The organism is Rhizobacter sp. P5_C2 (assembly GCF_054049715.1).
In genome coordinates, this window is the sequence record NZ_JBFULV010000028.1 from 18,515 (window position 1) to 30,938 (window position 12,424).

Sequence of the window (12,424 nt, forward strand, 5' to 3'; positions counted from 1 at the left end):
CATGTGGAAGTTCATCAAGCCCCGCCCGGGCAACCTGCGCGCCTGGCAGCTCGGCCTGCTGGTCGCGATCTTCGTGCTGTGGCACGTGCTGACCGCGCCCGGCCTGATCCGGCCGTTCCTGTTCGAGAACGACCGCCAGGCGGCGTTCTTCTTCGGCGAGCCGCTGAAGATCTTCGGCCGGGTGTGGGCCTGGTTCGTGACCAGCGCCGACATCTACCACCACCTGTGGATCACGCTGCTGGAGACGGTGCTCGCGTTCGGCATCGGCACCGCGATGGGCCTGGGCTGCGGGCTGTGGCTCGCGCTCAGCCCGATGGCGGCGGCGATCTGCGAGCCCTACATCAAGGCGCTGAACTCGATGCCGCGCGTGATCCTCGCGCCGATCTTCGCGGTGTGGTTCGGCCTGGGCGTCGCGAGCAAGGTGGCGCTGGGCATCACGCTGGTGTTCTTCATCGTGTTCTTCAACGTCTATCAGGGCGTCAAGGAGGTGAGCCCGGTGGTGCTCGCGAACGCGCGCATGCTGGGCGCGAGCCAGCGCCAGCTGCTGCGGCACGTGTATTTGCCGAGCGCCACCAGCTGGGTGTTCAGCTCGCTGCACACGAGTGTCGGGCTGGCCTTCGTCGGCGCGGTGGTCGGCGAGTACCTCGGCTCGGCCGAGGGCGTCGGCTACCTGATCCTGCAGGCCGAAGGCTCGTTCGACATCAACACCGTGATGGCCGGCATCCTGGTGCTGACGGCCTTCGCGCTGCTGCTGGACGCCGCGGTCGGCTGGGGCGAGCGGCGGCTGATGAAATGGCAGCCGAAGACCGGGGAAACCGAGAAGCTCTGAGTCGCCGACAATCGAGGATTCCTGCCCACCGGCGGGATGCCGCCTCGAAACCCCGCAACCACCGGTCACACGCCGGACCATCCGAGTTCACGCCACCCATGTCGACCTCACGCTTGCTCAGCCTGTTCGCACTCGTCGCCCTGACCGCCTGCGGCGGTGGCGGCGGTGATTCTTCGCCACCTCCTCCGCCTCCGCCGGCACCCGCCCCCGAGCCGATCCCGCCGGCGCCGTATGCCACCTGCAGCGATGCCGGCAAGACGGTTGCCGCCGCGAGCACGGCCACCAACACCGTCTGCATGCTGACCACGCAGGGCGAGATCGTCGTCGAGCTGTACAACGACAAGACGCCGATCACGGTCACGAACTTCCTGCAGTACGTCGCGGCCAAGCGCTATGACAACACGCTGTACCACCGCGTCGTCAAGGGCTTCGTCGTGCAGGGCGGCGGCTACACGACCGACGGCATCGCCGTGGTGACCTACCCGATGATCAAGATCGAGGCCGACAAGGGCTTGAGCAACGTGCGCGGCACGATCGCGATGGCCCGTCTCGGCAGCGCCAACCCCGACACCGCGACCAGCCAGTTCTTCTTCAACGCCGTCGACAACAGCGCCTGCCTCGACGCCGGCAAGAAGACCAACGGCTGCGACCCCAACGGCTATGCGGTGTTCGGCAAGGTCATCGCCGGGCTGGACACGATCGACAAGATCGCCGCGGTGCCGGTGTACAGYGACGGCCTGCCGGTCACGCGGGTGGTGACCTACTGGGCCGAGCAGCTGAAGTAAGCGTCACTTGGCCGTCGGCATCACGAACTCGGCGCCACGGCCGATGCTTGACGGCCAGCGCTGCATCACGCTCTTCTGCCTGGTGTAGAAGCGCACGCCCTCTTCGCCGTAGGCATGCATGTCGCCGAACAGGCTCTTCTTCCAGCCGCCGAAGCCGTGCCAGGCCATCGGCACCGGGATCGGCACGTTGATGCCGACCATGCCGACCTGCACGCGCCGCGCGAACTCGCGCGCGACGTTGCCGTCGCTCGTGAAGCAGGCGACGCCGTTACCGAACTCGTGCGCATTGACGAGCGCCAGCGCCGCCGCGAAATCCGGCACCCGCACGACGGCCAGCACCGGCCCGAAGATCTCCTCGCGGTAGATGCGCATCTGCGGCGTCACGTGGTCGAACAGCGTGCCGCCGATCCAGAAGCCGCCGTCGTGCCCGGGCACGCGCAGCCCGCGGCCGTCAACCACGAGTTTCGCGCCCTCCTGCACGCCGACGTCGATGTAGCCGCTGATGCGCTCGAGCGCCTGCGCGGTGACGATCGGCCCCATCTCGGCATCGAGTTCCATGCCGTTCTTCACCTTCAGCGTCTTCGCGCGCGCGGCAACCGCGTCGACCAATCGATCGGCGATGTCGCCCACCACCACCGCGACGCTGATCGCCATGCAGCGCTCGCCGGCCGAGCCGTAGCCGGCGCCGATCAGCGCATCGACCGCCTGGTCGAGGTCGGCGTCGGGCATCACCACCATGTGGTTCTTCGCGCCGCCCAGCGCCTGCACCCGCTTGCCGTGGTGCGCGCCGGTCTCGTAGATGTACTGCGCGATCGGCGTCGAGCCGACGAAGCTGACCGCCTTCACGTCGGGGTGCGTCAGCAGCGCGTCGACCACCAGCTTGTCGCCCTGCACGACGTTGAACACGCCATCCGGCAGCCCGGCCTGCTTCAGCAGCTCGGCCATGAACAGCGAGGCCGACGGGTCGCGCTCGCTCGGCTTCAAAATGAAACTGTTGCCCGCGGCGATCGCCACCGGGAACATCCAGCAGGGCACCATGCACGGGAAGTTGAACGGCGTGATGCCGGCCACCACGCCCAGCGGCTGGCGCAGCGTCCAGTTGTCGATGCCGGTCGAGACCTGGTCGGTGAAGTCGCCCTTCAGCAGCTGCGGGATGCCGCAGGCGAACTCGACGATGTCGATGCCGCGCGAGACCTCGCCCTGCGCATCGGTGAACACCTTGCCGTGCTCGGCGGTGATCATCGCGGCCAGCGTGTCGCGGTGCAGGTTCATCAGCTCCAGGAACTTGAACATCACGCGCCCGCGGCGGATCGGCGGCGTCTGCGCCCAGCCGTCGAACGCGGCCTGCGCGGCGGCCACTGCGGCGTTCACGTCCTCGAGGCTGCCGAGCGCCACCTGGCGCGCGACCGCACCGGTCGCCGGGTTGTAGACCGCCTGGCGGCGTCCGCTGCGGCTCGCGACCGGCGCGCCCTGGATGAAGTGGCCGACCTCGGCGGTGGCGGTGAACGGATCGTGGGCGCCCATGGCGTTGTCTCCTGAGGCTGTGGTGTACCGATTCAGTCTAGGAGCCGGCCCGCCGCTTGCCAATGCGATCACGGTGACTTCATTGTTCGATAATCTGAACAATGACGACCACCGACCAACGCATCGACCTGCTCTGGCCGCAGGTGCACACGCTGACGCTGCTGGGCCAGCTGGCGAGCTTCACGCAGGTGGCGCAGCGGCTCGGGCTGTCGAAGGCGGCGGTCAGCCAGCGCATCACCGAGCTGGAGCGTGCGGTCGGCCAGCCGCTGGTGCAGCGCACCACGCGTTCGGTGCGGCTGACCGATGCCGGGCGGCGGCTGGTCGAGCAGACCGGCGAGGCCTTCGAGCTGATCGCGCGCAGCGTCGTCGAGGCGCGCGACCAGGCGGCGCAGCCGCGCGGGCTGGTGCGCATCACCGCGCCGGTCGCGCTCGGGCGGCAGCATGTCGCGCCGCATCTCGAGGACTTCGTGCGCGCGCACCCCGACATCCGTGTCGAGCTCGACCTGTCGGACCGCCTCGTCACGTTGGCGCACGAAGGCTTCGACCTGGCGGTGCGGCACACCAGCGCGCCGCCGGAGAACCATGTGGCCTGGAAGCTCTGCGCGTCGCGCGCGCTGCTGGTGGCGAGCCGGGCCTACCTGAAGCGGCAGGGCATGCCCAAGTCACCGGCCGACCTGGCCGGCCACGCCTGCCTGACCTACCTGCGGCCCGGCCCGGCGGTGTGGCAGTTCGAGCGCAGCGCGCACGGGGACGAGCCCGAGCCGCAGCGGCTGAGCGTCGTCGCGCAGGGGCCGCTGCGGGCCGGCAACAGCGAGGTGCTGCGCGACGCGGCGCTGGCCGGGCTGGGCATCGCGCTGGTGCCGGATTTCAGCGCGGCCGCGGCCTTGCGTGCCGGCAAGCTGCGCGAGGTGCTGCCGCAGTGGCGGCCGGTCGGCTTCTTCGGCGATGCGGTCTATGCGATGCGGCCGTGGAGCCCGAGCACGCCGAAGGCGGTGCAGGCGCTGGTCGCGCACCTGCGCGCGGCGCTGGCCGGCGGTTTCGGCGAGGTCTCGCTACAGTCGCCTTCTGACTTGCTGGAGGGAAACCATGCTGCGCCCTGACATCACCATCGAAGGATTCCACGAACGCCAGGCGGGCTTCGCGCCCGACCGCTTCGGCGTGCAGATCACCGCCATCGCCGAGGGCCACCTCGACTCGCAGATGCAGGTCCAGCCATGGATGCTGGCGCCGAACGGCTTCCTGCACGCGGCCAGCGTGATCATGCTGGCCGACACCAGCGCCGGCTACGCGACCATCGCCCACCTGCCCGAGGGGGCGAAGAACTTCACGACGATCGAGCTGAAGAGCAACTTCTTCAGCACCGCGAAGGACGGCCTGCTGCGCTGCGAGGCCCGCGCCGACCACCTCGGCCGCTCGACCCAGGTCTGGTCGGCCACCGTCTTCAGCCCGCAAGGCAAGAAGATGGCCTTGTTCCGCTGCACCCAGATCATCCTCAGCTGAGCGCGGGCAAAAAAAAAGCCCACCCGGTAAGGGGTGGGCTGGAAGTCCTCAAGAGAGAGGACGTCGTTGGGATCGTTGCGGCCGGTCGCCTGTCGTTCTGGTGTGGGCCCCGGCTTACTGCAATCGTTGGTATCGCGCGGTTTGGTTTTCAAACCCGTGTGACAGCATGGACGGACTGTAGGAGGACGAAAACGTTTGGGCCATCCCCAAAACGGGGGAAACGTTTTCAGGGAACTTGTGGCACAGAGGATCTGCCGATCTCATGCGATCGGCGGCAAACCCAGCATTGGCGCGGGTTGGCGCGAATCGGCCCCTGTCGACGCGAGAGGCAGGCCTGCTTGGCAAGTGACCGAAGTTCGGCCAAAAGTTCGCATGCAATTTCATGCGTTCGCATCCCGAATGAAGCTGTGGCGCGACGGTCACACCGCGCAGCGCGACAATCCGCCGATGCACCCGCCTTCCCACCGCCGTCCGCCCGCGCGCACGCATGCGCCCACCACGCCGTTGACCGAGTCGGAGATCGACGAGCTGCAGGCCCGCCTCGACGCGGTGCCGGCGCCGCTCGATCCGCTGGACGCCAGCATGGTCGACGGCTTCCTGTGCGGCGTGCTGGTGCAGCCGGTGCGGGTGCCGGCGCAGCGCTGGCTGCCGCTGCTGACCGATGTCGACGGGCGCCCGCCGCCAGCGAACTTCGACGCCCGCCGCCTGCACGAGCTGGCGCAACGCCGCCATGCCGAGCTGAACGATGCGATCACGCGCCGCCAGTGGTTCGATCCGTGGGTGTTCGAACTGGATGATGGATCGGACGAAGACGACGCGAGCATCGAGGCGGTGCTGCCGTGGGTGGCCGGCTTCGCGACCGCGATGGAGGCCTTTCCGGAGCTGATGAACGGCGACGCGCAGGCGCTGACCGAGCCGCTCGCGCTGCTGTACCGCCACCTCGATCCCGAGGACCTGGAGGATGCCGACGACCTGCTCGAAGAGATCGAATCGCTGGAGCCGCCGGCCGACCTGAGCGAGGCCGTCGAAGGGCTGGTGCGCGCGACGCTGCTGCTGGCCGACGTCGGGCGGCCGCTGCAGCCGCAGCCCGCGCCCCGCTCGCCGCAGCGGCCCCCGCACCGCCCGCGGCGTTAGCTTCTTCCGAACCAGCGGCGCGCGTGCAGCCCGAGCCCGGTCGCCACGCTGGCGAACCGGTCGCCGCGCACCGCGCGCGCCTGCGGAAACTCCGCCGCGATCTGCTGGGCCAGCAGCCGCAGGCCGGTCGAGCCGCCGGTGAAGTACAGCGCGTCGACCTGCTCCGGCCGCAGCCCCGCCTGCCGCACCGTCTCGCGCGCCGCGCCGACGATGCGCGCGATGTCGCCCTCGATCGCCTGCACCGCCTCGCGCTCGGTCAGCAGCACCTCCAGCCGCCGCTCGACGTGCGACAGGTCGATGGTGGTGTCGCCACCCTCGGCGACGCTGATCTTCGCGGCCTCGGCGCGCGACGCCAGCTCGTGCCCCAGCCGCTCGGTCACCACCGTCATCAGCCGCTGGTGGTGCAGCGGGTTGCCGTAGAAGCCACGCATGCTGCGCAGCTCGGCCACCCGCTGCGGGCTGTAGACCGAGTTGATCAGGTGCCAGGTCGCGAGGTCGAAGTAGACGCCGGTGGGCACCTCGCGCGCCGGCGCACCGCCGCTGCTCGGGCCCATCGCGCCGTAGCCGAACTCGCGCAGGATGCTGGCCAGCTCGACGCGGCGGTCGAAGTCGGTGCCGGCGATGTGCACGCCGTGGTTGGCGAGGATGTCGTCCTTGCGCTCCAGCCGCGGCGCGCGCTCGGGGCCGACGCGCACCAGCGAGAAGTCCGAGGTGCCGCCGCCGATGTCGGCCACCAGCACCAGCTGCTCGCGGTCGATGCCGCTCTCGAAGTCGAAGGCTGCGGCGATCGGCTCGTACTGGAAGTGCACCTCGTCGAAGCCGACCATCGCGGCGGCCTCGGCCAGCGTGGCCTGCGCCTGCGCGTCGCGCACCGGGTCGTCGTCGACGAAGAACACCGGCCGGCCCAGCACCGCGCGGTGGATCGGTGACTGCGCCTGGGTCTCGGCCAGCGTCTTCAGGTGCTTCAGGTAGCCGGCGATGATGTCGACGTACTTGACGCCGCGCCCGCCGCCGACGTCGGTGGTCTGGTCGGCCAGGCTGCTGCCGAGGATGCTCTTCATCGAGCGCATCAGCCGGCCGTCGAGTCCGTCGACGTAGGCGGCCAGCGCCGCGCGGCCGAACGCCCGCGGCGGGCCGTTGGTCTCGGCGCCTTCGACGAAGTAGAAGACGGCGGTCGGCATCGTGCGCTGGCCGGGCTCGAGCTCGACCAGGCGCATCGCGCTGGTGGGCTGTCCGGCGGCCAATCCATCGGGAATCGCGATGGCCGAGTTGGACGTGCCGAAATCGATGGCGCAATACATCATGGCGGCGGGGGTCGCAACGGATGGGGGGCGCGGATTGTAGGGCACACTGCCGCGCGATGAACCCGACGAGCAGTCCCCCACCTCCCGACCTGGCCACGCTGCTGGCGCGCATCGCGCTGCGCGAGCGGGCTGCGTTCGAGCCGCTGTACCGCGCCACCTGCGCGCATCTGTTGGGCGTCGCGTTCCGTATCTTGAACGACAGGGGCCGCGCCGAAGAGGTGCTCCAGGAGGCGTTCATGAATGTCTGGCACAACGCCGCGAGCTACCGGCCCGACGTGGCGGCCCCGATGACCTGGCTGATCAACATCGTGCGCAACAAGGCGATCGACACGCTGCGCTCCGGCAAGACCGAGCGGGCTTCGACGGTCGCGCTCGACGACGAAGCGATGGCCGTCGCCGGCGACCCGGCGCTGGAGCCGCAGCGGCTGCTCGACGACGGGCTGACCAAGGCGCGCATCGACGGCTGCATGGCGGCGCTGAACGCCTCGCAGCGGCAGGCGCTGGCGCTCGCGTACTACCGCGGCATGGTGCACACCGACATCGCGCTGGCGTTGAACGCGCCGGTCGGCACCGCGAAGGCCTGGGTGCGGCGCGGCCTCGACAAGCTGAAGGATTGCCTCAGCGCGGCGGGGGTGGGCGCATGAACTACCTGCAACCCGAGCGCCTGGACCGGCTGGCGCGCGAATACGTGCTGGGCACGCTGACCGGCGGCGCGCGGCGCCGCTTCGAGCGCGTGCTGCGCAACAGCCCCGCGGCCTCGCTCGCGGTCGGTGCGTGGCAACGGCGCTTCTCGGTGCTGGCGGCCAGCGTGCCGCCGCTGCAGCCGCGCGAGGCGACGTGGCAAGGGCTCGAGCGCCGGCTGTTCCCGGCGGCGTCCGGCAAGGCGCCTGGCTTCGGTGCCTGGCTCGCTGGCCTGCTGTCCGCGCGCTCGCTCGGCGGCGCGCTGGCCGGCGTGCTGCTGTGCCTGGCGGTGCTGCGGCTGCAGCCGGAGCTGATCGGGCTGCAGCCGCCGTCCGAGGCGCTGCCGCAAAGCTATGTCGGCCTGCTCAGCGACACCGAAGGCCGTCCGGCCGTGCTCGCGAGTTCGCTGCGCCACGGCCGCCAGCTCAGCGTGAAGCTGCTGCAGCCGGTGGTGGTGCCGGCCGGTCGCGTCGCGCAGCTGTGGGCACTGCCGCGCGACGGCAGCGCGCCGTTCCCGGTCGGCGTCGTGCCCGACCATGGCAGCGGGGTACTGGCGTTGGCCGACAGCTCCGAGAAGCTCTTCTTCAACGTGACACGGCTCGCGGTCAGCCTGGAGGCGGCGCCGGCGCTGGCCGGTGCTGCGCCGTCGGGACCGTTCGTGCTGATCGGCCCGTGCGTGAAGCTCTGGTAGCAATTTCTTTCAATCGCGGATGCGTCCGTCGGCGCATCCCGCTCCGTAAGTGCCAGCAAGACACCGACGATGGTGTCTGCCAACCCACCCCTCGAAGGACCTGACGATCATGAACACGACATTCGCCCGCCTGCTGACCCTCTCGACGCTCGCCCTGGCCCTGGGCAGCGCCTTCGCTGCCGACAGCGCGCCGCCGGCGCCGACCCCGGCCGCAGCCGCCGCCGACAAGCTGGGCGCCGCGCGCGCGCAGATCGCCGCGAAGAACTGGTCCGGCGCCATCGACGAGCTGAAGAAGGTCAACGACACCGGCAGCGCCGACTGGAACAATCTGATGGGCTACAGCCTGCGCAAGGCGAAGACGCCCGACCTGGCCGCCTCGGAGAAGTTCTACGACACCGCGCTGCGCATCGACCCGAAGCACAAGGGCACGCTCGAATACTCCGGCGAGCTGTTCCTGATGAAGGGCGACCTGCCGAACGCCGAGCAGCGCCTCGCGTCGCTGAACAAGGTCTGCGGCGCGAGCTGCGACGAGACGGTCGAGCTGAAGAAGGCGATCGAGCGCTACAAGGCCGCGGGCAACAAGTACGTCGCCTCGAACTGGTAAGACAGGATCAGGCGGCCACCATCCGCGTGGCCCCTGCCTGCGGCACCTCGCCGCAGAACCCGAAGTCCAGCGCCGGCCGCACGCCGCTCATCAACTCGGCGAGCGCGCGGCCCGATCCGGCGCCGTGCGTCCAGCCCAGCGTGCCGTGGCCGGCGTTGAGCCACAGGTTCGACAGCTTGCTGCGCCCGATGTAGGGCACGTTGGTCGGCGTGCTGGGCCGCAGGCCGGTCCAGAAGTTCGGCTCGCTGGTGTCGGCGACGCCCGGGAAGATCTCTTCGTAGCGGTCGATCAGCGCCTGGCAACGCACGCGCGAGGTCGCGCCGTCGAGGCTGGTGTCGTAGCCGGCCATCTCGGCCGTGCCGGCGATGCGCACGTGATCACCGAGCCGGCTGATCGCGATCTTGCGCGAGTCGTCGAGCAGGCTCGCGACGCTGGCGGCTTCCGGCCGCTTCAGCTTCAGCGTCGCCGAGTAGCCCTTGGCCGGGTAGATGTTCAGGTAGATGCCGAGCGGCCGCAGCAGCGGCGCGGTGAAGCTGCCCATCGCGGCGACGAAGGTGTCGGCCTTCAACACGCTGCGCTCGCCGGTTGGCAGGTGGCGCAGCTGCACCGACTGCACCGCACCGCCCGCCGCGTCGATGCCGTCGATGTCGTGCTCGTACAGGAACGTGGCGCCGCGTTGCTGGCAGCGCAGCGCGAGCTGCTGCGTGAAGACCCGCGCATCGCCCGATTCGTCGCTGGGTGTGAAGGTGCCGCCGGCGATGCCGTTCGCGAAGCCCTGCAGCGCCGGCTCGACCTTCAGCACCTCGTCGCGCGACAGCACGCGGCGGTCGACGCCGTGGTGGCGCATCAGCTCGGCACCGGCCGCGCCTTCGTCGAACTCCTTCTGCGTCGCGAAGAAGTGCAGGATGCCGCGCTCAAGGCGGTCGTACTCGATGCCGGTCTGCGCGACCAGCGCCTTCAGCGAGTCATGGCTGTAGCGGCCCAGCGCCACCAGTTGCGCGACGTTGCGCTCGAACGCGGCGTCGTTGCATTGCAGCAGGAAGCTCAGGCCCCAGCGCCACTGGTGCGGGTCGAGCTTGGGTCGGAACAGCAGCGGCGCGTCGTCGCGCGCCAGCCACTTCAGCACCTTCAGCGGCGCGCCGGCATTGGCCCACGGCTCGCAGAAGCTGACCGAGATCTGCGCGCCGTTGGCGAAGCTGGTTTCCAGCGCCGCATCTTTCTGGCGATCGACCACCGTGACCTCGTGGCCCTGCTCCAGCAGGTACCAGGCGGTGCTCACGCCGATGATGCCGGCTCCCAACACGACGACTTTCATTGAAGCTCCTTCAGATCGGGCGCCACAACAGCTGGGCCGCCACGCAGAACATCACCACCGCGACGCTGGCATCGATCGCCCGCCACACCACCGGGCGCTGCAGCCAGCGCGAGGCCGCTGCGGCACCATAGCCGAGCGTCACGAACCACATCAGCGACGCAAGACCCGCACCGACCGCGAAAGCGAAGCGGCCGTCGCCCGGCTGCTGTGCACCGACCGTGCCCAGCAGCAGCACCGTATCGAGGTAGACGTGCGGGTTCAGGTAGGTCATCGCCAGCGCGGTGGCCATCGTGGCGCCCAGGCCACTGGCACCGGCGCGGGCCTGCAGGCCGGCATCGACGCCGCGCCAAGCCTGGCGCGCCGAGCGCAGGCCGTACAGGAACAGGAAGGCCGCACCACCGTAGCGCAGCACCTGCAGCAGCAGCGGCATCGACTGCACCGCGGCACCGAGCCCGAACACGCCGAGCAGGATCAGCAGCCAGTCCGACGCGGTGCACAGCGCGACCACCGGGCCGACATGCGTCCGCGCCAGCCCCTGGCGCAGCACCAGCGCGTTCTGCGCGCCGATCGCGACGATCAGGCCGGCGGTCATCAACCAGCCTTGGGCGAATGCGGCGGAGAGGTCGGGGGTCATCAGGTTGGCGAAGGGCGGGGAAGGGGCAAGAAGCGGCCGTCGGATTGTCGGCAAGGCTTGCGCAGAGATGAAGAAGGATTCATATTTCTCGGCTTGCATTAGGACTGCTTATGAAAGACCTCGACCCCGCCGCGCTCGATGCGCTGGCCGCGCTGGCCGATGCCACGAGCTTCGAACGCGCCGCACAGCGCCTGTCGATCACGCAATCGGCCGTCTCGCAACGGCTGCGCACGCTGGAGCTGCAGGTCGGCCAGCCGCTGGTGGTGCGCTCGCGCCCGCTGCGCCTGACCGAGCCCGGCAAGCTGCTGTTGCGCTTTGCCCGGCAGTTGCAGGCGATGCGCGCCGACCTGGCGCACGAACTGGGCGAGGCACCGGCCTCCGACCAGCGCCTGCCGATCGCGGTGAACGCCGACAGCCTCGCGACCTGGGTGTTGCCGGCGCTCGACGCGCTGGTGCACGAGGGCCTGTCGCTGGAACTGGTCGTCGACGACCAGGACTTCACGCACGACTGGCTGCGCCAGGGCGCGGTGCTCGGCTGCGTGACCAGCGTCAGCGAGGCGCTGCGCGGCTGCCGCGTCGTGCCGCTGGGCGCGATGCACTACACCGCGGTCGCGAGCCCCGGTTTCATCGCCGAGACGCTGCCGCAGGGGCTGACGCGGGCGAACTTCGCGCAGGTGCCGTTCCTGATCTTCAACCGCAAGGACGACATGCAGCAGCAGTGGGTGTCGAAGGCCTTCGGCGTGCGCGAACCTCGGTTGAGCGAGCGCTATGTGCCGTCGTCCGAGGCCTATGTGCGGGCCGCGGCGATGGGCTGGGGGATCGGCGTGGTGCCGGAGCTGCAGGCGCGCCCGCTGCTCGACAGCGGCGCGCTGGTGGCGGTGCGGCCTGGCGACCGTTTGCCGGTGCGGCTGTATTGGCACCAGTGGAAGCTCGGGCCGGACGGCGCGGCGCCGTCGGCGCGTGTCGGCCTGCTCGACCGCGTCGGCGACGCGCTGCTGGCCGGCGCGCGCAGCGCGCTGGATGTGACTTGAACCACGGCGGCACGAACTGCACTGTCCCGGTGCCTCATTTCGGGCTTCAGCACCAGCCTGTCGCATCCGACACTGATTGTCACAAGCACTCGTGGAGCGACATCATGAACCTGGCATCCGGATGGTCCTGGCTGGCGTCGCTGGCCACGCGCCGCGCGCCGCGCCAGGTGGAACCCGAGGCAGCCGACTACGGCACGGCGTTCGGGCTGGACATGAGCCTGTCACCGCCGCGCGACAGCGAGCTCGATGCGTTCTTGCCGGGCGCCACCGCGCCGGCACCGCTGCAGTGGATGAGCCGCATCACGTCCCGCGGCCGATGAACTTGCATTGGCCCTGACCGTTTGTTGCCCGGATTTACTCCGAAGGGTGCGGAACCGTGTTGTTGAAGCGAG

General features: G+C 69.9%; 14 protein-coding genes. 10 read left to right on the forward strand and 4 right to left on the reverse strand.

Annotated features, from left to right (window positions below; translation table 11 throughout):
* Window position 1: 1 nt before the first annotated feature.
* Entirely contained in the window at window positions 2-829 is an 828-nt protein-coding gene (locus ACXJLU_RS12660; protein ID WP_073462733.1) for an ABC transporter permease, read from the forward strand.
* A gap of 98 nt (window positions 830-927) precedes the next feature.
* Window positions 928-1,614: a peptidylprolyl isomerase gene (locus ACXJLU_RS12665; RefSeq protein WP_457331353.1), complete on the forward strand. Its 687-nt coding sequence runs from the start codon at window positions 928-930 to the stop codon at window positions 1,612-1,614.
* Between the two features lie 3 nt (window positions 1,615-1,617).
* On the opposite strand, the gene ACXJLU_RS12670 is transcribed toward ACXJLU_RS12665, so the two are convergent.
* Window positions 1,618-3,138 carry a CoA-acylating methylmalonate-semialdehyde dehydrogenase gene (locus ACXJLU_RS12670; protein WP_457331355.1) on the reverse strand — a complete coding sequence of 507 codons (1,521 nt, stop codon included), beginning with the start codon at window positions 3,136-3,138 and terminating at the stop codon, window positions 1,618-1,620.
* A gap of 101 nt (window positions 3,139-3,239) precedes the next feature.
* Here ACXJLU_RS12670 and ACXJLU_RS12675 point away from each other — a divergent pair, with 101 nt between their 5' ends.
* From ACXJLU_RS12675 to ACXJLU_RS12685, 3 genes are all read left to right on the forward strand, one after another.
* A complete protein-coding gene (locus tag ACXJLU_RS12675) occupies window positions 3,240-4,238 on the forward strand; it encodes a LysR family transcriptional regulator (protein ID WP_457331357.1) in 999 nt (332 codons plus the stop codon).
* Window positions 4,225-4,638, forward strand: coding sequence for a PaaI family thioesterase (locus tag ACXJLU_RS12680; RefSeq protein ID WP_457331359.1), 414 nt, complete (start codon window positions 4,225-4,227; stop codon window positions 4,636-4,638). The genes ACXJLU_RS12675 and ACXJLU_RS12680 overlap by 14 nt, the downstream gene beginning before the upstream one ends.
* Window positions 4,639-5,037: 399 nt before the next feature.
* Complete coding sequence (locus ACXJLU_RS12685) at window positions 5,038-5,772, forward strand: YecA/YgfB family protein (protein ID WP_457331361.1); 735 nt, start codon at window positions 5,038-5,040, stop codon at window positions 5,770-5,772.
* Here the strand turns inward: ACXJLU_RS12685 and ACXJLU_RS12690 are convergent.
* Entirely contained in the window at window positions 5,769-7,076 is a 1,308-nt protein-coding gene (locus tag ACXJLU_RS12690; RefSeq protein ID WP_457331363.1) for an Hsp70 family protein, read from the reverse strand. The genes ACXJLU_RS12685 and ACXJLU_RS12690 overlap by 4 nt on opposite strands.
* 56 nt (window positions 7,077-7,132) lie before the next feature.
* On the opposite strand from ACXJLU_RS12690, the gene ACXJLU_RS12695 reads away from it, so the two are divergent.
* The 3 genes from ACXJLU_RS12695 to ACXJLU_RS12705 all read left to right on the forward strand — a co-directional run bounded on the left by ACXJLU_RS12695 (window position 7,133) and on the right by ACXJLU_RS12705 (window position 9,052).
* Window positions 7,133-7,720 (forward strand): sigma-70 family RNA polymerase sigma factor, encoded by a 588-nt coding sequence (locus tag ACXJLU_RS12695; protein ID WP_457331365.1) that lies wholly within the window; start codon window positions 7,133-7,135, stop codon window positions 7,718-7,720.
* The gene (locus ACXJLU_RS12700; protein ID WP_457331367.1) at window positions 7,717-8,448 is read left to right on the forward strand and encodes an anti-sigma factor; all 732 of its coding nucleotides are present in this window, start codon (window positions 7,717-7,719) and stop codon (window positions 8,446-8,448) included. The genes ACXJLU_RS12695 and ACXJLU_RS12700 overlap by 4 nt, the downstream gene beginning before the upstream one ends.
* A 109-nt stretch (window positions 8,449-8,557) precedes the next feature.
* A complete protein-coding gene (locus ACXJLU_RS12705; protein WP_457331369.1) occupies window positions 8,558-9,052 on the forward strand; it encodes a tetratricopeptide repeat protein in 495 nt (164 codons plus the stop codon).
* Between the two features lie 7 nt (window positions 9,053-9,059).
* Here the strand turns inward: ACXJLU_RS12705 and ACXJLU_RS12710 are convergent, their stop codons facing one another.
* Both ACXJLU_RS12710 and ACXJLU_RS12715 read right to left on the reverse strand, forming a co-directional pair.
* Window positions 9,060-10,367 carry a D-amino acid dehydrogenase gene (locus tag ACXJLU_RS12710; RefSeq protein ID WP_457331371.1) on the reverse strand — a complete coding sequence of 436 codons (1,308 nt, stop codon included), beginning with the start codon at window positions 10,365-10,367 and terminating at the stop codon, window positions 9,060-9,062.
* A gap of 10 nt (window positions 10,368-10,377) precedes the next feature.
* Window positions 10,378-11,001 carry a LysE/ArgO family amino acid transporter gene (locus ACXJLU_RS12715; protein WP_457331373.1) on the reverse strand — a complete coding sequence of 208 codons (624 nt, stop codon included), beginning with the start codon at window positions 10,999-11,001 and terminating at the stop codon, window positions 10,378-10,380.
* Window positions 11,002-11,111: 110 nt separating this feature from the next.
* On the opposite strand from ACXJLU_RS12715, the gene ACXJLU_RS12720 reads away from it, so the two are divergent.
* Together ACXJLU_RS12720 and ACXJLU_RS12725 are read left to right on the forward strand one after the other, a co-directional pair.
* Window positions 11,112-12,032: a LysR family transcriptional regulator ArgP gene (locus ACXJLU_RS12720; protein ID WP_457331375.1), complete on the forward strand. Its 921-nt coding sequence runs from the start codon at window positions 11,112-11,114 to the stop codon at window positions 12,030-12,032.
* A gap of 104 nt (window positions 12,033-12,136) precedes the next feature.
* Window positions 12,137-12,352, forward strand: a complete 216-nt coding sequence (locus ACXJLU_RS12725; protein WP_457331377.1) for a hypothetical protein — start codon at window positions 12,137-12,139, stop codon at window positions 12,350-12,352.
* Window positions 12,353-12,424: the final 72 nt, after the last annotated feature.